Origin of the sequence: Glutamicibacter sp. Je.9.36 (assembly GCF_051129975.1) — a bacterium.
Lineage (GTDB): Bacteria > Actinomycetota > Actinomycetes > Actinomycetales > Micrococcaceae > Glutamicibacter.
In genome coordinates this window covers 55,194-72,968 of sequence record NZ_JBCPSN010000001.1, presented here as the reverse complement: position 1 = coordinate 72,968, position 17,775 = coordinate 55,194, and the positions used below count along the sequence as shown (strand labels likewise).

The following is a 17,775-nucleotide window of genomic DNA, read 5'->3' as shown; positions in this document are numbered from 1 at the left end:
TGCTCCATACCGCGTGATTGCTGCACGCTGAAATAATTTCGGGTTACCCATTGACCGGGCTGTGACTTCCATCATACAGTGAATCGCAGATTGATATATCAGTTGTCGGCAATTCATACATTTAGGAATGGGCAATGGCACAAGCTTCAACTCTCTCGGCAGATTCCCTGACCGCAGACCTCGCGCATCTCGATCCGGAAGTCGCGCAGCGTATTGACGCTGAGCTGGCTCGCCAGCAGCGCGGCCTGGAAATGATCGCTTCGGAGAACCACACGGCGCAGGCAATCATGCAGGCGCAGGGTTCGGTACTGACCAACAAGTATGCCGAGGGCTACCCGGGCCGCCGCTACTATGGCGGTTGCGAGGAAGTTGATGTCATCGAGACGCTGGCGATCGAGCGCCTCAAGGACTTGTTCGGGGCGAAGTTCGCCAACGTGCAGCCGCACTCCGGTGCGCAGGCTAACGCGTCGGTGTACCACGCGCTGGTGCGCCCGGGCGATACCGTGCTGGGCCTGAACCTGAACCACGGTGGCCACCTGACCCACGGCATGAAGCTGAACTTCTCGGGCCGCTTGTTCAACATCGTTCCTTACGGTGTGGACGAGGAAACCTATGAAGTGGACATGGACGAGGTGGAGCGCCTTGCCATTGAGAACCAGCCGAAGATGATTGTTGCTGGCTGGTCGGCGTACCCGCGCCAGGTGGATTTCCAGCGCTTCCGCGAGATCGCTGACAAGGTCGGCGCGTACCTGTTCGTGGATATGGCGCACTTCGCTGGCTTGGTGGCAACCGGGTTGCATCCTTCGCCGGTTCCGCACGCTCACGTGGTGACTTCCACGACGCATAAGACGCTTGCTGGTCCTCGTGGCGGCATTATTCTCTCGAATGATGCGGAGATCGCGAAGAAGTTGAACTCGGCGGTGTTCCCTGGCCAGCAGGGTGGTCCGTTGGAGCATGTGATTGCTGGCAAGGCGGTGGCGTTCAAGATTGCCGCTTCGCCGGAGTTCAAGGAGCGCCAGGAGCGGACCTTGGCTGGTGCCCGGATCTTGGCTGAGCGTTTGACCCAGGAAGATGTTGTTGCCAAGGGCATCAGCGTTTTGACTGGTGGCACGGATGTTCACATGGTGCTCGTTGACTTGCGTAATAGCGAGTTGGATGGGCAGCAGGGTGAGGATCTTTTGGCTCAGGTGGAGATCACGGTGAACCGCAATTCGGTGCCGTTTGATCCTCGTCCGCCGATGGTGACTTCGGGGTTGCGTATTGGTACCCCGGCGTTGGCTACCCGTGGTTTCTCGGAGGCTGCGTTCGCTGAGGTTGCGGAGATCATTGCGCAGGCGTTGATTGCTGGTGCTGAGGGTAATACGGCGGTGTTGCCGGAGCTGAAGGATCGTGTTCTGCAGCTTGCCGCGGCCCACCCGCTGTACCCGAACCTGAAGAAGATTGGAGAATAGCCATGGCTGATCTGCTGCCTGAGCACCCGGAATTCCTCTGGGCCAACCCGGAACCGAAGAAGTCCTACGACGCAGTGATCGTCGGAGGCGGCGGCCACGGCCTGGCTACCGCCTACTTCCTGGCCAAGAACCATGGCATCACCAACGTCGCCGTCCTGGAAAAGGGCTGGCTGGCCGGCGGGAACATGGCCCGCAACACCACCATCATCCGCTCCAACTACCTCTGGGACGAGTCGGCGGGCATCTACGAGAAGTCGCTGAAGCTGTGGGAGCAGCTGCCCGAGGACCTGGAATACGACTTCCTGTTCTCCCAGCGCGGCGTGATGAACCTGGCCCACACCCTGGGCGACGTGCGCGAATCCGTGCGCCGCGTGGAAGCGAACAAGCTCAACGGCGTGGATGCCGAATGGCTGGACCCTTCCCAGGTCAAGGAAGCCTGCCCGATCATCAACATCGGCGACGACATCCGCTACCCGGTCATGGGCGCGACCTGGCAGCCGCGTGCCGGCATCGCCAAGCACGACCACGTGGCCTGGGCCTTCGCCCGCAAGGCCAACGAGCTGGGCGTGGATATCATCCAGAACTGCGAAGTCACCGGCTTCATCAAGGACGGCGAGAAGGTCACCGGCGTGAAGACCACCCGCGGCACCATCCACGCGGGCAAGGTCGCACTGGCCGGGGCAGGGCACTCCTCGGTGCTGGCTGAAATGGCCGGCTTCGAACTGCCGATCCAGTCCCACCCGCTGCAGGCACTGGTCTCCGAGCTGTTCGAACCGGTGCACCCGACGGTGGTCATGTCCAACCACATCCACGTCTACGTCTCCCAGGCCCACAAGGGGGAGCTGGTCATGGGCGCGGGCATCGACAACTACAACGGCTACGGCCAGCGCGGCGCCTTCCACGTCATCCAGGAGCAGATGGCCGCGGCCGTGGAGCTGTTCCCGATCTTCGCCCGGGCGCATGTGCTGCGCACCTGGGGCGGCATCGTGGACACCACCATGGACGCCTCGCCGATCATCTCCAAGACCCCGATCCAGAACCTGTACGTGAACTGCGGCTGGGGCACCGGCGGATTCAAGGGCACCCCGGGTGCCGGATTCACCCTGGCGCACACCATCGCCAACGACGAGCCGCACGAGCTGAACAAGCCGTTCAGCCTGGATCGCTTCGAAACCGGCCACCTGATCGACGAGCACGGCGCCGCAGCCGTCGCACACTAGGAGCAACCGCCATGATGCTGATTGATTGCCCGAACTGCGGGCCACGCAATGAGAACGAATTCAAGTACGGGGGAGAAGCCCACGTGGCCTACCCGGCGGACCCGAGCGCCTTGAGCGACAAGGAATGGTCCCGCTACCTGTTCTACCGGCAGAACAAGAAGGGCATCTTCGCCGAACGCTGGGTCCACGCCGGCGGCTGCCGCAAGTGGTTCAACGCCCTGCGCGACACCGTCACCTACGAGTTCAAGGCCATCTACCAGGCCAGCGAACCACGCCCAGAACTGAGCACCACCGACATCCGCAGCGCCGAAGGAGGCACCCGATGAGCAAGCCGCAACGCCTGCCTGCAGCGCAGAGCACCCGCGCCCGCATCAACCGCGAGGAACCACTGGCCCTGTCCATTGGCGGCGCGCAGCTCTCCGCTTTCCGCGGCGACACCGTGGCCAGCGCGATGCTGGCCAACGGGCTGCGCAAGGCCGGCAACTCGCTGTACCTGGACCGCCCGCGCGGCATCTTCGCTGCCGGGGTCGAGGAACCCAACGCGCTGGTCACCGTCGGGGCCCGGCATGAGCAGGACATCGACGAGTCGATGCTGCCGGCCACCACCGTTGCGGTCACCGACGGACTGGACGCCACCTTGCTTTCGGGCCTGGGCGTGCTGGACCCGGCCACCGACCCGGCCTACTACGACCACGTGCACGTGCACACCGACGTGCTGGTGGTCGGCGCCGGTCCGGCCGGCCTGGCCGCGGCCCGCGAAGCCTCGCGCTCCGGGGCCCGGGTGATGCTGCTCGACGAGCGCGCCGAGGCCGGGGGCACCTTGCTGGACACCGCCGGGGAGCAGATCGACGGCCTGGACAGCAGCCAGTGGATCGAGCAGGTCACCGGCGAACTGGCCGAAGCAGAGGAAACCACCCACCTGCAGCGCACCACCGTCTTCGGGTCCTACGACGCGAACTACCTGATCGCCGCGCAGCGCCGCACCGTGCACCTGGACGGTCCGTCGCAGCCCGGGGTATCCCGCGAGCGCATCTGGCATATCCGCGCCCAGCAGGTGGTGCTGGCCACCGGCGCCCACGAACGCCCGATCGTCTTCGAGAACAACGACCGCCCGGGCATCATGCTCGCCGGCGCGGTGCGCAGCTATCTGAACCGCTACGGCGTGCGCGCCGGGTCGCGGATCGCGGTGGCCACCACCAACGACTCGGCCTATGAGCTGGTCGCCGAACTGGCCGCCAGCGGCTCGGTCGTGGCCGTGATCGACGCCCGCACCAGCATCTCGGCCGCCGCCGCGGCCGCCGTGGCCGAGGGAGTCACCGTGATCCCGGGTTCGGTGGTGGTGGATACCGAGGCGGATGCCGCCGGCGAGCTGTCGGCCATCGTGGTCGCGACGCTCGACGAGCACCGCGAACTGGGGGCCCCCCAGCGCTTCGAAGCCGATGTGCTGGCCGTGGCCGGCGGCTTCAACCCGGTGGTGCACCTGCACTCCCAGCGCCAGGGCAAGCTGGACTGGGACACCACCATCCACGCCTTCGTCCCGGCCGCCGCGGTGGCCAACCAGCACCTGGCCGGCGCGGTGACCGGGCGCCTGGATACCGCCAGCGCCCTGTCCACCGGGGCCGCCACCGGCGCCGCGGCTGCCACCGCGGCAGGATTCGCCACCGTGGCCCGCACCCCGCAGGCGTTGGAAACCGCGCTGGGCCAGACCCGTCCGGTCTGGCTGGTGCCATCGGCCAAGGGCGATGACGCCGCGAACTACACCGCCCACTTCGTGGACCTGCAGCGCGACCAGTCCGTGGCCGACGTGCTGCGCGCCACCGGTGCGGGCATGAAGTCGGTGGAGCACATCAAGCGGTACACCTCGATCTCCACCGCCAACGACCAGGGCAAGACCTCCGGGGTGGCGGCGATCGGCGTGATCGCCGCGGTGCTGGGCATCGAGAACCCGGCGCAGATCGGCACCACCACCTTCCGCGCCCCCTACACCCCGGTGGCCTTCGCGGCCCTGGCCGGGCGCAACCGCGGGCAGCAGCTGGATGCGGCGCGCATCACCGCGATGCACCCCTGGCACCTGGCCCACGGCGCGGCCTTCGAGGACGTCGGGCAGTGGAAGCGCCCCTGGTACTACCCGCAGCCGGGGGAAACCATGGACCAGGCGGTCTACCGCGAGTCCGCCGCGGTGCGCGCTTCGGTGGGCATGCTCGATGCGAGCACGCTGGGCAAGATCGAGATCCGCGGGGCGGATGCGGCCGAGTTCCTGAACCGCATCTACACCAACGGCTACACCAAGCTGAAGGTCGGCATGGGCCGCTACGGCGTGATGTGCAAGGCCGACGGCATGATCTTCGACGACGGGGTAGCCCTGCGCCTGGCGCAGGACCGCTTCTTGCTGCACACCACCACCGGCGGCGCGGGAGACGTGCTGGACTGGCTGGAGGAGTGGCTGCAGACCGAATGGCCCGAGCTGGATGTCGTGTGCACCTCGGTCACCGAGCAGCTGGCCACTGTCGCGGTGGTCGGGCCGAAGTCGCGCGAGGTGATCGCCAAGGTCGCCTCCACCGTGGACGTGTCCAACGAGGGCTTCAAGTTCATGGCCTTCAAGGACGTGGTGCTGGATTCCGGGATCGAAGCGCGCATCTCGCGCATTTCCTTCTCCGGGGAGCTGGCCTTCGAGATCGCGGTGCCGGCCTGGCACGGGCTGCGCGTCTGGGAAGACGTGTACGCCGCCGGCCAGGAATACGGCATCACCCCGTACGGCACCGAAACCATGCACGTGCTGCGCGCCGAGAAGGGCTTCATCATCGTCGGGCAGGACACCGACGGCACGGTGACCCCGCAGGATGCCGGCATGGAATGGGTGGTCTCCAAGGTCAAGGACTTCATCGGCAACCGCTCCTACTCCCGGGCGGACAACCTCCGGGAGGACCGCAAGCACCTGGTCTCGGTGCTGCCGGTGGACAAGTCCCTGCGGCTGCCCGAGGGCGCCGCGCTGGTGGCCGCCGACGCGATGGCCACCGAGGGCATCACCCCGATGGAAGGCTGGGTCACCAGCTTCTACGACTCGCCGGCGCTGGGACGCACCTTCGGCCTGGCGCTGATCAAGAACGGGCGCAGCCGCATCGGCGAAGTGCTCAAGACCCCGGTGGGCGGCCAGCTGGTCGACGTCGAAGTCTGTGAAACCGTGCTCTACGACCCGGAAGGAAGCCGTCGCGATGGCTAGCAACACCATGATTGACAGCGAAGTACGCCGTTCCCCGGCGCAGCACCTGGCCCAGGAAATGGAAGCGGCCAGCATCGCCGGCCGCGTGGGCCTGCGCGAAATCGCCTTCGCCACCCAGATCTCGCTGCGTTGCGCGCCGGGCAGTCCGGCGCATGCGGCGGTGGCCGCGGCCACCGGCGTGGGCTTGCCCGCTGCGGTGGGCCAGGTGGCCGGCGAGGCGCCGGGCATCGCGGTGCTGTGGCTGGCGCCGGATGAGTTCCTGGCTACCAGTGCGGAGAACGCCGAGCTGGCCGGGGCGCTGACCGCGGCCCTGGGCGAGCAGCCGGGGCAGGTGGTGGACCTCTCGGCCAACCGCAGCGTGCTGGAACTTTCCGGCCCGGATGCGCCGCTGGTGCTGCGCAAGAGCTGCCCGGCGGACCTGCACCCGCGCGCCTTCGGCGTGAACCAGGCGATCAGCACCTCGCTGGCGAATATTCCGGTGCTGCTGTGGCGCACCGGCGAGCAGAGCTGGCGGATCATGCCGCGCGCCTCGTTCACCGAGCACGCCGTGCGCTGGCTGCTCGATGCCATGGCAGAGTTCGCCGCGCCAGCGGTGCCCTAGCTGCCCTCGTCGATGGCCCGGTAGCGCTGCTGGGCATCAACCGATTCGACCGCGTCGAGATCCCGCAGCGCTGCGGCCACCTGCTCGCTGCCCTCGCCAATAACCTGGCCCAGGGCAGCGAGCACCTGCTTAACCTGCAGTCCGCGGGCTTGCAGCTGGTCAACGACGGATTCGGGGGCCACGGTGGCCACCACGGTGACCACGTAGATGTGCACCTGGGCGCCGCACATCCTAGTGTCCTTCCGCTCCGGCCGGGGCTTGGGCCAGCCCGGCACCGGCATCCTCGGCAGGCAGCGCGGCATCGCGGGAGGTGGACAGGAGCTTGTCCCACAGCTCTTGGGCACGCAGCCCGGTGGATTCGGCCAGCAGCGCGGCCACGCCGGCCACATGCGGGGTGGCCATGGAGGTGCCGCTGATCGTGTTGTAGCGTTTTTCTCCCGGCCAGGCAGAATAGATGTCCACGCCGGGGCCGGCGATATCCACTGCGCCGCCCTGGGCATCCAGCGCCTGCGCCGAGAAGTCGGCGACGGCCAGGTGCGGATCCAAGGCGGCCACCGCCATGATGTAGGGGCTGTTGGCCGGGGCGCCGACGAACCCCGGGTTCCCGGCGGAGCGCTGCGCGTTGTTGCCGGCGGCGGCCACGATCAGCGAACCCAGCTCCAGGGCGCGCCGGCCAGCGGTGACATAGGGCGGGTGCACGGTTCTCACGTCGGCCCCCAGGGACATCGAGATGACCTCGCACTTGTTTTCCAGAGCCCAGTTGATTCCGGCCAGGATCGTGGAGTCGGAACCCGATCCGTTGCTGCCCAGCACCTTTCCGGCGAAGATATTGGCCTCGGAGGCGACCCCGTAGCCCGGTCCCTGCTGCGGGGCGCGCGGACCGCAGGCGGTGCCGATGCAGTGGGTGCCATGCCCATGGCCGTCGCTGGCGTCCTCGCCATCGACAAAGGACTTGGCATCCACGGTGCGGCCGGCGAAATCCGGGTGCGCGCTGTCGAAGCCGGTATCCAGCACAGCCACGTTGATTCCCCTGCCCGTGTAGCTGGACAGCGATGCGCCCACCGCCTGCAGGCCCCAGGTGAACTCCGCGGTGTCCGCGAACGGGGACTGGCCCGGGGCCTTGGCGGCATCGGGCAGGATCCGGTAGACCAGTTCCGGCACCACCGAGGCCGGCAGCCGATGCCCGGCGCAGCGCTGGCGGAAGTCCTCCAGCTGCTCGGTGCCGCTGGAGACCACCGCGATGCCCAGCATCGGGAAGTATTCGCTGGTGGAGTAGCCCTGTTCGGCCAGCAGCTGGGGCAGTTCGGTGTCGCGTTGGACTTGGGCCAGGCCAGGGACGCCGGCAGCTGGCTGGTCGAAGACGAGCACGTAGCGGCCCGGGACTTCAGCGGCTTCGGTGCTTTGGTGGCGGGAAGTGTGCATGGCTGGCTCCTTAGCTGGTTTTCCGGCACACGCCGTGCGTGCTTGGCGAGTTACTTCGCACCCTACCCGCTGCGCCAGACGTTTAAGCAGGGGCGGTGAGGACTTTGCGCAAACTCCCATTCCCGGCTTCGCAAGCTTTTTATCGCAGATCAGCTTGCTTCTGGGCGCACAAGCTACAAGGGTGTAAAGCAGAAGGACAACAATGCAAGGAAGGTTGGAGACGATGACCCAGAAAATCGACGACTCGGACTCCGCGGAGTCCAACAGCGAGCTGCCAAGGCCGCTGGACGCGGAGCCGGAGGCATCCCCGCATACTGCGCCGATTCCGGTGCATATGCATATTGCAGAAAATGACACCGACGCGCAGATCACCGCGAAGCTGCGCCGGCAGGGCGTGCGCCTGGGCAAGGGCGGGATCGCTCCGGCGGTCTTCTGGCCGGCGCTGGTCGTGATCCTCGCGGTGGCCGTGTTCGCCATCGTGCTGCCGGATACCGCAAGCACCACGTTCAACGCGATGCAGAACTGGATCGTGACGAACCTGGGCTGGTACTACATGCTGATCATCGGCGGCTTCGTGGCTTTGGTGATCGTCATCGGCTTCTCCAAGCTGGGCCGGATCACCCTGGGCAATGACGGGGAGAAACCTGAGTTCGGGCTGTTCAGCTGGTTCGCGATGCTCTTCGCCGCCGGCATGGGCATCGGCATGGTCTTCTACGGAGTGGGCGAACCGCTGATGTACGCCACCGTCGACCCGAAGCCCGGATGGGAAGGCACCGAAGGGGAACTGGCTGGCCTGGCCATGGCCCAGACCTTCATCCACTGGGGCTTGCATCCGTGGGCCATCTACGCAGTCATCGGCTTGGCCCTGGCCTATGCGATCCACCGCCGCGGCCGTCCGGTCTCCATCCGATGGGCGCTGGAACCGGTGCTCGGGGAGCGGGTCAAGGGCTGGTTGGGCGATGTGATCGACGTGCTGGCCATCTTCGGCACGGTCTTCGGCATCGCGACCTCGCTGGGCCTGGGCGTGCAGCAGATCAGCTCGGGACTGCAATCCATCGGGCTGGTGGATTCGGTGGACAACACGCTGCTGGTCATCCTCATCGTCGTGATCACTTTCCTGGCCACCATGAGTGTGATCAGCGGACTGGGCGCAGGCATCAAGTGGCTCTCGAACATCAACCTGTCCATGGCCGGGCTGCTGATGATCAGCGTGCTGCTGCTGGGCCCGACGCTGTTCCTGTTCCAGAACTTCGTGCAGTCCCTGGGCGTGTACCTGGCCAATTGGATGAACATGACCTTCGACGTCGGCGCCTTCCAGCAGGGCGAGGAAGCCCAGACCTGGTTCTCCAGCTGGACGGTCTTCTACTGGGGCTGGTGGATCGCATGGGCCCCGTTCGTGGGCATCTTCATCGCCCGCATTTCGCGCGGCCGCACCGTGCGCCAGTTCGTTTTGGGCGTGCTGCTGGTGCCGACCATCGTCGGTTTCCTCTGGTTCTCCGTGATGGGCGGCGCGGGGCTGTACCGCCAGTTCTTCGGAGCGGGGGACATGGTCCAGGACGGGGCGGTTTCCGCCGAGGGCTCGCTGTTCCAGATCCTGCAGGACCTGCCATTGGGATCGATCCTCTCGGTGATGGCAATCATCCTGGTGGCGATCTTCTTCATCACCTCCTCGGACTCCGGGTCGCTGGTGGTGGACATGCTGGCCTCCGGCGGGCACCCGAACCCGCCGACCTGGTCCCGCGTGCTGTGGGCGGTGCTCGAGGGCTTGCTCGCCGCGGCGCTGCTGATGGCTGGCGGATTGCAGGCGCTGCAGGCCGGTTCGCTGGCTACGGCGCTGCCCTTCAGCATCATCATGATCATGATGGCGGTGGCGACCATCAAGGGGCTGCGCCACGAGAGCAAGACGCTGGAGATCATCGAGGCCAAGCTCCGCCTCGAGCGGGTCACCGAGCACGTCTCCGACGAGCTGTGGGCCACGCTCGAAGACCAGCCGGAGCTGCGCCGCTACGTCGATGACCGCATCGACTACCGGGTGACGCGCACCCGCGGGGCCTTTGGCCGCCGCGAGGAGAACGCAGACCGCGGGCGCCGGAAGAAGGACGGCGAGCGGTAGCAGCCGCCGGGGCAGGCGGATGCCTGACAGCCGGCGAGCTGGCCGCAGGCAGCGGCCCGCTCGCCGGTTTCTTCTTTTCCCGGCAGTGAACTGGCCAGAGGTTGCCAAGCTGGCCATGGGGTGTGAGGATCAAAGTACATCGTCGTTGAGCAGTGGGGTGCAGCATGGAATCGATCGTTGTCCTTGGTGGCGGCCTGGCCGCCGCGAGCGTTGCCGGCGAACTGCGCGAGCTCGGCTACACCGGGGCGCTGAGCTTGGTCAGCGAGGAAACGCAGCTGCCCTATGAGCGCCCGCCGCTGTCCAAGGGGTTCTTGCAGGGCAAGGAGGAACCGGCGGACTTCACCGTCCATGACGCGTCCTGGTACGCAAGCCATGATGTCGCACTGCGCCTGGGCGTCGCCGCCACCAGCATCGAAACCGCCAAGCGGCAGGTGCTGCTGGCCGATGGCAGCGCACTGGACTACGACCAGCTGGTGCTGGCCACCGGTTCGCGGGCCAGCCTGGGCGGCCGAACCCCGATACCCGGTTACGACCTGCCCGCAGTGCACGTGCTGCGCACCTTGGACGATGCGAAGTCCCTGCGTGCAGGACTGGTCGAGGGCGCCCAGGTGGCGGTGGTGGGTTCGGGCTGGATCGGCATGGAAGTGGCGGCCGCCGCCCGCCAGCGCGGGGCACGGGTGACTGTCTACTCGCCCTCCGAGGTCCCTTTGGCCAAGGTGTTCGGCGAACGGCTTGGAAATCACCTCTTGGAGCTGCACCAGTCCCATGGCGTGGATGTGCGCACTGCACGGGTGCACGGCATCGAAGAAGCCGACGGGCACCTGCAGGTGCTTTCCGATGCGGGCTCCTCGCGTGCCGACCTGGTGCTGCTGGCCATGGGTGCGCAGCCGAATGTGCAGCTGGCCGAGACTGCCGGGCTGGACGTGGACTCCGGCGTCGTAGTGGATGCCTCGCTGCGCAGCAGCGACGCGCGGATACTAGCCGTGGGGGACATTGCCCAGGCCTTCAACACCGCATTGCACAGGCAGCTGCGCGTCGAGCACTGGGATAACGCGATTCGCCAAGGCAAGCTGGCCGCGGCCACGCTGGCCGGGGAGGAAGGATCCTATGACTGGCTGCCTTACTTCTTCACCGACCAATTCGATCTCGGGATGGAATATGTCGGGCATGGTTCGCCCGGGGATACGACGGTGGTGCGCGGGGATATGGAATCCGGGGAGTTCTTGATGTTCTGGCAGGACGGATCGGAAATCACCGCTGCGGCGAACGTGAACATCTGGGATGTCAATGGCACCCTGCGCGGGCTGGTGGGCCGGGAGATCGACGCTGACCGGCTCAGCGATCCGGCCATAGCACTCAAGGATTTGTGAACTGCAGTTCCTTCGACCGGAACTGCCAATAAGGGAAGCGGGTAGAGCTGATGAGCACTATGGTCATGGGCGTGGAATCGGGCATGTCCCCGGCGGTCTTGGCGGCGGCCGGCGCGCTGGCACGCGGGCTGGATGCACGATTGGTGTGCATCCACGCTGATTCCGGACGCCTGATTGCCGACAAGCTGTCCGAGGGCGACCTGCTGGCTTCGGCCAGCCCGGTCTCCGAGGAGCTCGCCTGGGAAATCACCTCGGTGATTACCGGTGTCGAGCTCGAGAGCTACACCGTGGCCGGCGACCCTGCCAAGGTGCTGGCGGCGGTAGCCGAGCAGCTCGATGCGCAGATGATCGTCGTTGGCACCCGCCGTCCGGGGATCCGCAGCAAGATGGCCCAGCTGATGGACGGATCGATTGCCGTGGCCCTGGCCCACAAGCAGCATCGTCCGGTGCTGGTGATCCCGCAGCAGCCTGCACAAGAGAACGAACTGCCCTGGGACTAGCTGGCTGGCTTCATCTCGAAGTACAAGTCCAGATGCAATTTGCAGCCGGGGTTGAACAGCGCCTGGCAGTTCGGGCAGGAATCGGCATCGAGGTACTTCGCCGGGCTCAGCTGCGTGCTGCAGACCCCGCAGAGCACGGCAGGTTCATCGAACCGGTCCGCCGGCCACGGCGTTGCCTCGTGATCGGCCAGTTCGCCATGGCATAGGTGGCAGGGGTAGAAGGTGGCGCAGCAGTCGTGCTTCAGCGCGATCACATCGAACAAAGAGCGGTAGTGGGCGCAGCGGGTTTGCGCATCCATGCGCACGCCTCGCAACGCCACCTGGTGCACGGGGTTTTCCCAAGCCATCATCCTCGACCTTTCATGCAGCCGCCGCTGCGTGTGCAAAAATGCACGCTGAATGTGCAGAATCCGCCTCCCACTATGCCTCGTTTCGCCTATCTTTCGCGATGTGATCTAGGCCATACTCGCTGATGAAGCTGGTTCCAAAGGGGGTACTGGCGTGGGCGGAAGGAACGCACAGTGGCAAGCGAAACGTCATCGAAGGCCGAGCGCAAGGGATTGCGCCGGGTCGTAGCAGCCTCCATGGCTGGCACCGTCGTCGAATGGTATGAATTCTTCCTCTACGCGACCGCGGCAACCCTGGTCTTCAACAAGATCTTCTTCCCGGATACCGGCAACGATCTGGATAACATCATCAAGGCCTTCCTGACCTACGCGGTCGGTTTCATTGCCCGCCCCATCGGCGGCATCGTCTTCGGCCACTTCGGCGACAAGTACGGGCGCAAGCACCTGCTGCAGGTGGCGATCGTGCTGGTTGGCGCAACCACCTTCCTGATGGGCTGCCTGCCCACCTTCGACTCCATCGGCTATGCCGCACCGATCCTGCTGATCGTGCTGCGCTTCGCCCAGGGCTTCGCCGTGGGCGGGGAATGGGGAGGCGCGGTGCTGCTGGTGGCCGAGCACGCGCCGAACAAGGAACGCGGCTTCTGGTCCTCCTGGCCGCAGGCCGCAGTGCCGGTGGGCAACCTGCTGGCCACCGTGGTGCTGCTGGTGCTCTCGGCAACGCTGAGCGAAGCGGCCTTCCTGGCCTGGGGCTGGCGCATCGGCTTCTGGCTCTCGGTGGTGATTGTGGTCGTCGGCTACTACATCCGCACCCGCGTTTCCGATGCCCCGATCTTCAAGGAGGCCAAGGCTGAGCTGGAGCAGAACGCGGCTGCCGGCTACGGCGTGGGCGAAGTCTTCAAGCGCTACCCGCGCGGGGTGTTCACCGCCATGGGCCTGCGCTTCGGCGAGAACATCATGTACTACATGGTGGTGACCTTCTCCATCACCTACATGGCCACCCAGCTGGACATGGACACCTCCACGATCCTTGGCCTGATGCTCATCGCCCACGTGATCCACGCGATCCTGGTGCCGATCGTCGGCCGTTTCACCGACACCCTCGGCCGCCGCCCGGTCTACGCCACCGGCGTGGTGCTCATGGCCGTCTGGGGCGTGGCGGCCTTCCCGCTGTTCAATACCGCCAATGATGCGGTCATCCTGGCCACCATCGTGCTGGGCTTGGGTGTGCACGCGCTGATGTACGCCGGGCAGCCGGCCATCATGGCCGAGATGTTCCCGACCCGCATGCGCTACTCGGGCGTCTCGCTGGGCTACCAGGTCACCTCGATCGTGGCCGGGTCCATGGCCCCGATCATCGCCACCTTCCTGCTCAAGGTCTACGGATCCTGGGTTCCGGTGGCCGGCTACATCGTGTTCGCCGCCCTGGTCACCCTGGTGGCGGTGTTCTTCATGAAGGAAACCAAGGGGCTGGACCTCGGCGAGATCGACGAGGCGGACCGGCTGGCAGTGAATGGCGAAAATGCCGCCCGCGATGAACTGAAGATGCAGAAGTAAGCCGCAAGATCCAGCACGACGCCGAAGGCCAGCTCCCCGGACAGGGGCTGGTCATTGGCTTGCGCTGTCGTTGCCGATCTGCGAGTCTGGCAGCCAAGAAGGGCGGGGTTCGGTGGACATCACCGTCCCCGGCATGATGCGATTGCGAGGTGCACGGGCAGATGGGAATCGAGTACCTGTTGGCGTTCCTGTTCGGTATTGGCTTCGTTGCCGCTTGCGCTTCATACGGGCGGCGCCGGAGCAGCAAGAAGAATGATGAAAAGTAGCCAAGGTTGCCGACGGGGCTCTGGATGAAGCGGTGCAGGCTGCATATCTTCGGTGCCAGCGGCAGTGGCACCACGACCCTCGCGCGCGCCGTGGCCGATGCCTGGTCCGTGCCGCATGCCGATAGCGATGACTACTTCTGGGTTCCGACCGATCCTCCATACCGCGAGCAGCGTGCGCCGGCTGCCCGAACCATGCTCATGAACCAGGTCTTCGTTCCGCGCAAGGCCTGGGTACTGTCCGGATCAGTGCAGGGATGGGGAGAAGAAGTCCTGTCGCAATGCGATGCCTTCGTTTTCCTGGCGCTGGATCCCGAAGTGCGCCTGCGCCGTCTTGCAGAACGCGAGAAGCAGCGGCTGAGCGGGCAATCCCTGGAACTCGGCGCCCTGGAACAATTCATGGCGTGGGCAGCTGGCTACGATGACCCGGACTTCAGCGGACGCAGCCGCGCCCGCCATGAGGCCTGGCTGGAGAATGAAGTCCGTCCGGTGCTCCGGCTGGATAGCGCCCGATCAGTGGAGCAGCTGCGGCAGGCCATCGTGGACTGGGAACCCGACGGGCCACGGTGAAGGGCGCCTAGCCGGAGGACAGGTTGTACGCCGGGAATGGCGGGATGAACCAGTCGCCGGCGGTGGCTGCATCGTTGAGCGCGCGCACCGTCTCCTGGACCGCGCGGCTGCGCAAGGCTTCTTCGCGTCCCACCAGCCAGTACTCGGACTGGTAGGTGAACTGGTCATGGAGCACGGGAACCATATTCGGGTAGTGCTCCGAGAGGAAAGTGGGGAGCAAGCCGATGCCTGCATGGTTCATGGTGGCCGCATATTGCACCGCGATGCTGGTGGAAGAAATCGCGCGGTGCATCGGCGGCAAGGCGGCGGTGGCCTCGTCGAGCTTGTCCACCGTCAGTGCGGTGTCGATGTAGTAGTTCAGGCTATGCCCGGCCAGGTCGGCAACCTGTGCCGGGGTGCCGTGGGCTTCCAGGTACTCGGCCGTGGCGTAGAGCCGCAGCTCGTAATCCAGGAGTTTTGTGGAGGCCGCCTTGCGGACACTGGGTTCGCCAATGACAATCTCCAAATCCATGCCGGTCCGCGTCTGCCGTGCACGGGTGGTTTCCGAAACGATCTCGAAGACCAGTTGCGGATGCTTTGCCTGGAGCTTTGCCAGCGCCGGAGCCGCCAGGTGGGCGCTGAAGGCGTCGGGAGCGGCAACGCGCACATGGCCGGCCAATGCGCCAGTCTCCTCTTGGGAGCCGATGGCTTCCACGGCCTGCTCGATGGCTTCCGCGCTGGACATGGCCCGGCGCCCCAGGTCCGTCAGTTCCCAGCCGTTGGGGGAGCGCGTGAGCAGGTGGCCGCCCATGGCTTTTTGCAGTGCGTCGATGCGACGGGAAATCGTCGAGTGGTTCACCCCGAGAACATTCGCGGCGGCGGTGTAGCGGCCCAGGCGCGCAACGGTCAGCAGGGCAATGAGGGATTCGAGATGGCGGTAATCGATCTGGCGGTCCATGGTCCACAGTCTGCCATGCCTCGTGTGCGCTAGCGCACACTAGGCTTGCGCAATTGGCGTGCCCCAGTGCATTGAGTCTGGCACGCCGCGCCCCCTACGCTGGCCTGACAAGGACAATACTCAAGGACGAGGGGTGTGCAGATGAGCACGTACGCATGGATTGGCCTGGGCAACATGGGCGGACCGATGACCGCGAACCTGGTGGCCGCAGGGCACACCGTGCGCGGCTACGACCTGGACGAGCAGGCCTGCGCCGCCGCGGCCGACGGCGGAGTCCAGATCGCCGGATCGATCGCCGAAGCCATGGACCAGGCCGACGCCGTGTTCACCATGCTGCCCAAAGGCGAGCACGTGCGCGCGGTCTACGAAGGCGACGCGGGCATCTGGGCCAACGCCAGCAAGGACATGCTGCTGCTGGATTCCTCCACGGTGGACATCGAAACCTCCCGCTACATCCACGCGGGCTCCGCGCAGCGCGGCCTGCACTTCGTCGATGCCCCGGTCTCCGGCGGCATCTCCGGGGCCGCGGCCGGGACCCTGGCCTTCATGCTCGGCGGGGCACCAGAACTGATGGAGCAGGCCACCGGATTCATCGCCCCGATGAGCGGGAAGACCATCGTCGCCGGGGGCCCCTCCATGGGCATTGCCGCCAAGATCTGCAACAACATGATGCTGTTCATCGACCTGATGGCCAGCGCCGAAGGCTCCCAGCTGGCCGAAGCCCTGGGCCTGGACCCGGAAGTCTTCTGGCAGATCGCCTCGGTCTCCTCGGGACGCTCCTGGGCGCAGCAGACCTGGTACCCGGTGCCGGGCATCATCGATACCGCCGCGGCGAACAACAACTTCGAGGCCACCTTCCGCACCGACTTGGCCCGCAAGGACATCGGACTGGCCCTGGACGCGGGCGCAAGCACCGGGGTGCAGCTGCCGGCAGCCAGCTTGGCCCGCGAGCACTTCGACGAACTGATCGAGCAGGGACTGGGGGACAAGGACTGCTCGCTGATCGTGAAGAACCTGCTGCCAGAAGGCGGCGTGCGCGGGTGGAACCCGGAGCCGGCCGAAGCCAACCAGCCAGCCGCGGGCTGAGCATGCGCCGGATCCATGCCGCGGTGCTTGAGCGCCGGCAGAACCAGCGGCCCTATGCCGAGCACCGGCCGCTGGCGATGCGCCAGCTGCAGCTCGAAGAACCCGGGCCCGGCGAAGTACTGGTGCGCATCACCGCGGCCGGACTGTGCCATTCGGACTTGTCGGTGATCGACGGGAACCGGCCGCGTCCGCTGCCGATGGTGCTGGGCCACGAGTCAGCAGGCATCGTCGAGCAGGCGGGTGATGGGGTGGATCTGGACATCGGCCAGCAGGTGATCTCGGTCTTCCTGCCGCGCTGCGAGCAATGCGAAGCCTGCGCCAAGGGCGGCAAGCTGCCGTGCAGCGCCGGCACCGCGTCCAACGGCGCCGGGACCCTGCTGACCGGCGCTCGCCGGTTGGCCCTCGATGGCCAGCCGGTCCATCACCACCTCGGCGTCTCGGCCTTTGCCGACTATGCGGTAATGGATGCGCGCAGCCTCATCCCGGTGGGCGCGGACGTTCCTGCTGAAGTGGCCGCGGTGCTGGGCTGCGCGGTGCTCACCGGCGGCGGCGCACTGCGCAATGCCGCCGGGGCAACCGGCGCCCAGGATGTTGCCATCGTCGGCCTGGGCGGGGTAGGCATGGCCGCCTTGCTGGTGGCCGCGGGGCAAAGGAGCACCGGCAGGATCCTGGCCGTTGACGCCAATGAGGACAAGCTGGCCACCGCGCTGGCCTTGGGCGCCGATGAAGCCTGCACGCCGCAGGCCCTGGGTCAGCGCACCGCCGAAATCGTGATCGAGGCCGCCGGGCATCCGCGGGCCTTCGAAACCGCCTTGCAGGCCACCGGCGTGGGCGGAACCCTGGTGACCGTGGGGCTTCCGGCTCCGGGCGCGCTGAGCAGCATCGAACCCCTGGGCCTGACCGCAGGAGCGCGCACGATCATCGGCAGCTACATGGGTTCTGCCCTGCCGAAGAAGGATATTCCCTACTACGAGCAGCTCTGGCGCTCCGGCAGGCTCCCTGTGGAGAAACTCGTGGAAACCAGGCCGCTGGCCGAGGTCAACGACGCCCTGGATGCACTAGCCGAGGGACGGTCGGTGCGCCAAGTTCTGCTGCCCTGAAATCAGGGCAGAAGGCCAGTA

General features: G+C 66.3%; 16 protein-coding genes. 12 read left to right on the top strand and 4 right to left on the bottom strand.

Going from position 1 to position 17,775, the window contains the following annotated elements; translation table 11 throughout:
- Window positions 1-134: 134 nt before the first annotated feature.
- Genes glyA through AAZQ98_RS00290 form a run of 5 tightly spaced genes read left to right on the top strand, consistent with a single transcriptional unit; the run spans window position 135 to window position 6,492 of the window.
- Window positions 135-1,451: a serine hydroxymethyltransferase gene (glyA, locus tag AAZQ98_RS00310; RefSeq protein WP_434689040.1), complete on the top strand. Its 1,317-nt coding sequence runs from the start codon at window positions 135-137 to the stop codon at window positions 1,449-1,451.
- Between the two features lie 2 nt (window positions 1,452-1,453).
- The gene (locus tag AAZQ98_RS00305) at window positions 1,454-2,671 is read left to right on the top strand and encodes a sarcosine oxidase subunit beta family protein (RefSeq protein WP_359192659.1); all 1,218 of its coding nucleotides are present in this window, start codon (window positions 1,454-1,456) and stop codon (window positions 2,669-2,671) included.
- An 11-nt stretch (window positions 2,672-2,682) separates the two neighbouring features.
- Window positions 2,683-2,997, top strand: a complete 315-nt coding sequence (locus AAZQ98_RS00300; protein ID WP_133834912.1) for a sarcosine oxidase subunit delta — start codon at window positions 2,683-2,685, stop codon at window positions 2,995-2,997.
- Window positions 2,994-5,891 carry a sarcosine oxidase subunit alpha family protein gene (locus tag AAZQ98_RS00295; protein ID WP_434689039.1) on the top strand — a complete coding sequence of 966 codons (2,898 nt, stop codon included), beginning with the start codon at window positions 2,994-2,996 and terminating at the stop codon, window positions 5,889-5,891. Before AAZQ98_RS00300 ends, AAZQ98_RS00295 begins: the two co-directional genes overlap by 4 nt.
- Entirely contained in the window at window positions 5,884-6,492 is a 609-nt protein-coding gene (locus AAZQ98_RS00290; protein WP_434689038.1) for a sarcosine oxidase subunit gamma, read from the top strand. Before AAZQ98_RS00295 ends, AAZQ98_RS00290 begins: the two co-directional genes overlap by 8 nt.
- Here the strand turns inward: AAZQ98_RS00290 and AAZQ98_RS00285 are convergent.
- On the bottom strand, window positions 6,489-6,722 hold the full coding sequence (locus AAZQ98_RS00285) for a hypothetical protein (protein WP_434689036.1): 234 nt from the start codon (window positions 6,720-6,722) through the stop codon (window positions 6,489-6,491). The two genes, AAZQ98_RS00290 and AAZQ98_RS00285, sit on opposite strands and share 4 nt — an antisense overlap.
- A 1-nt stretch (window position 6,723) precedes the next feature.
- Window positions 6,724-7,914 (bottom strand): S8 family serine peptidase, encoded by a 1,191-nt coding sequence (locus tag AAZQ98_RS00280; RefSeq protein ID WP_434689034.1) that lies wholly within the window; start codon window positions 7,912-7,914, stop codon window positions 6,724-6,726.
- A gap of 223 nt (window positions 7,915-8,137) precedes the next feature.
- On the opposite strand from AAZQ98_RS00280, the gene AAZQ98_RS00275 reads away from it, so the two are divergent.
- The 3 genes from AAZQ98_RS00275 to AAZQ98_RS00265 all read left to right on the top strand — a co-directional run bounded on the left by AAZQ98_RS00275 (window position 8,138) and on the right by AAZQ98_RS00265 (window position 11,897).
- Window positions 8,138-10,027 (top strand): BCCT family transporter, encoded by a 1,890-nt coding sequence (locus AAZQ98_RS00275; RefSeq protein WP_434689032.1) that lies wholly within the window; start codon window positions 8,138-8,140, stop codon window positions 10,025-10,027.
- A 164-nt stretch (window positions 10,028-10,191) separates the two neighbouring features.
- The gene (locus AAZQ98_RS00270) at window positions 10,192-11,397 is read left to right on the top strand and encodes an NAD(P)/FAD-dependent oxidoreductase (protein ID WP_434689030.1); all 1,206 of its coding nucleotides are present in this window, start codon (window positions 10,192-10,194) and stop codon (window positions 11,395-11,397) included.
- A 50-nt stretch (window positions 11,398-11,447) separates the two neighbouring features.
- A complete protein-coding gene (locus AAZQ98_RS00265; RefSeq protein ID WP_133834905.1) occupies window positions 11,448-11,897 on the top strand; it encodes a universal stress protein in 450 nt (149 codons plus the stop codon).
- On the opposite strand, the gene AAZQ98_RS00260 is transcribed toward AAZQ98_RS00265, so the two are convergent.
- Entirely contained in the window at window positions 11,894-12,244 is a 351-nt protein-coding gene (locus AAZQ98_RS00260; protein ID WP_434689028.1) for a CHY zinc finger protein, read from the bottom strand. The two genes, AAZQ98_RS00265 and AAZQ98_RS00260, sit on opposite strands and share 4 nt — an antisense overlap.
- 174 nt (window positions 12,245-12,418) lie before the next feature.
- Between AAZQ98_RS00260 and AAZQ98_RS00255 the strand changes: the two genes are divergently transcribed.
- Together AAZQ98_RS00255 and AAZQ98_RS00250 are read left to right on the top strand one after the other, a co-directional pair.
- The gene (locus AAZQ98_RS00255) at window positions 12,419-13,798 is read left to right on the top strand and encodes an MFS transporter (RefSeq protein WP_133834904.1); all 1,380 of its coding nucleotides are present in this window, start codon (window positions 12,419-12,421) and stop codon (window positions 13,796-13,798) included.
- Between the two features lie 290 nt (window positions 13,799-14,088).
- The gene (locus AAZQ98_RS00250) at window positions 14,089-14,631 is read left to right on the top strand and encodes a hypothetical protein (RefSeq protein ID WP_434689026.1); all 543 of its coding nucleotides are present in this window, start codon (window positions 14,089-14,091) and stop codon (window positions 14,629-14,631) included.
- A gap of 7 nt (window positions 14,632-14,638) precedes the next feature.
- Here the strand turns inward: AAZQ98_RS00250 and AAZQ98_RS00245 are convergent, their stop codons facing one another.
- Window positions 14,639-15,568: a LysR family transcriptional regulator gene (locus AAZQ98_RS00245; protein ID WP_434689025.1), complete on the bottom strand. Its 930-nt coding sequence runs from the start codon at window positions 15,566-15,568 to the stop codon at window positions 14,639-14,641.
- Window positions 15,569-15,709: 141 nt separating this feature from the next.
- On the opposite strand from AAZQ98_RS00245, the gene mmsB reads away from it, so the two are divergent.
- Window positions 15,710-16,654 carry a 3-hydroxyisobutyrate dehydrogenase gene (gene mmsB / locus AAZQ98_RS00240; protein ID WP_434689024.1) on the top strand — a complete coding sequence of 315 codons (945 nt, stop codon included), beginning with the start codon at window positions 15,710-15,712 and terminating at the stop codon, window positions 16,652-16,654.
- A 2-nt stretch (window positions 16,655-16,656) separates the two neighbouring features.
- Complete coding sequence (locus AAZQ98_RS00235; protein ID WP_434690084.1) at window positions 16,657-17,754, top strand: alcohol dehydrogenase catalytic domain-containing protein; 1,098 nt, start codon at window positions 16,657-16,659, stop codon at window positions 17,752-17,754.
- The last annotated feature ends 21 nt before the right edge of the window (window positions 17,755-17,775 follow it).

Bases quoted from the DNA above. Each gene is read 5' to 3' on its own strand.
- AAZQ98_RS00285 (WP_434689036.1), bottom strand. From the start codon at position 6,722: ATGTGCGGCGCCCAGGTGCACATCTACGTGGTCACCGTGGTGGCCACC.
- AAZQ98_RS00270 (WP_434689030.1), top strand. From the start codon at position 10,192: ATGGAATCGATCGTTGTCCTTGGTGGCGGCCTGGCCGCCGCGAGCGTT.
- AAZQ98_RS00250 (WP_434689026.1), top strand. From the start codon at position 14,089: ATGAAGCGGTGCAGGCTGCATATCTTCGGTGCCAGCGGCAGTGGCACC.
- AAZQ98_RS00260 (WP_434689028.1), bottom strand. From the start codon at position 12,244: ATGGCTTGGGAAAACCCCGTGCACCAGGTGGCGTTGCGAGGCGTGCGC.
- AAZQ98_RS00245 (WP_434689025.1), bottom strand. From the start codon at position 15,568: ATGGACCGCCAGATCGATTACCGCCATCTCGAATCCCTCATTGCCCTG.
- AAZQ98_RS00300 (WP_133834912.1), top strand. From the start codon at position 2,683: ATGATGCTGATTGATTGCCCGAACTGCGGGCCACGCAATGAGAACGAA.
- AAZQ98_RS00275 (WP_434689032.1), top strand. From the start codon at position 8,138: ATGACCCAGAAAATCGACGACTCGGACTCCGCGGAGTCCAACAGCGAG.
- AAZQ98_RS00295 (WP_434689039.1), top strand. From the start codon at position 2,994: ATGAGCAAGCCGCAACGCCTGCCTGCAGCGCAGAGCACCCGCGCCCGC.
- AAZQ98_RS00235 (WP_434690084.1), top strand. From the start codon at position 16,657: ATGCGCCGGATCCATGCCGCGGTGCTTGAGCGCCGGCAGAACCAGCGG.
- AAZQ98_RS00305 (WP_359192659.1), top strand. From the start codon at position 1,454: ATGGCTGATCTGCTGCCTGAGCACCCGGAATTCCTCTGGGCCAACCCG.
- AAZQ98_RS00290 (WP_434689038.1), top strand. From the start codon at position 5,884: ATGGCTAGCAACACCATGATTGACAGCGAAGTACGCCGTTCCCCGGCG.
- AAZQ98_RS00265 (WP_133834905.1), top strand. From the start codon at position 11,448: ATGAGCACTATGGTCATGGGCGTGGAATCGGGCATGTCCCCGGCGGTC.
- mmsB (WP_434689024.1), top strand. From the start codon at position 15,710: ATGAGCACGTACGCATGGATTGGCCTGGGCAACATGGGCGGACCGATG.
- AAZQ98_RS00280 (WP_434689034.1), bottom strand. From the start codon at position 7,914: ATGCACACTTCCCGCCACCAAAGCACCGAAGCCGCTGAAGTCCCGGGC.
- glyA (WP_434689040.1), top strand. From the start codon at position 135: ATGGCACAAGCTTCAACTCTCTCGGCAGATTCCCTGACCGCAGACCTC.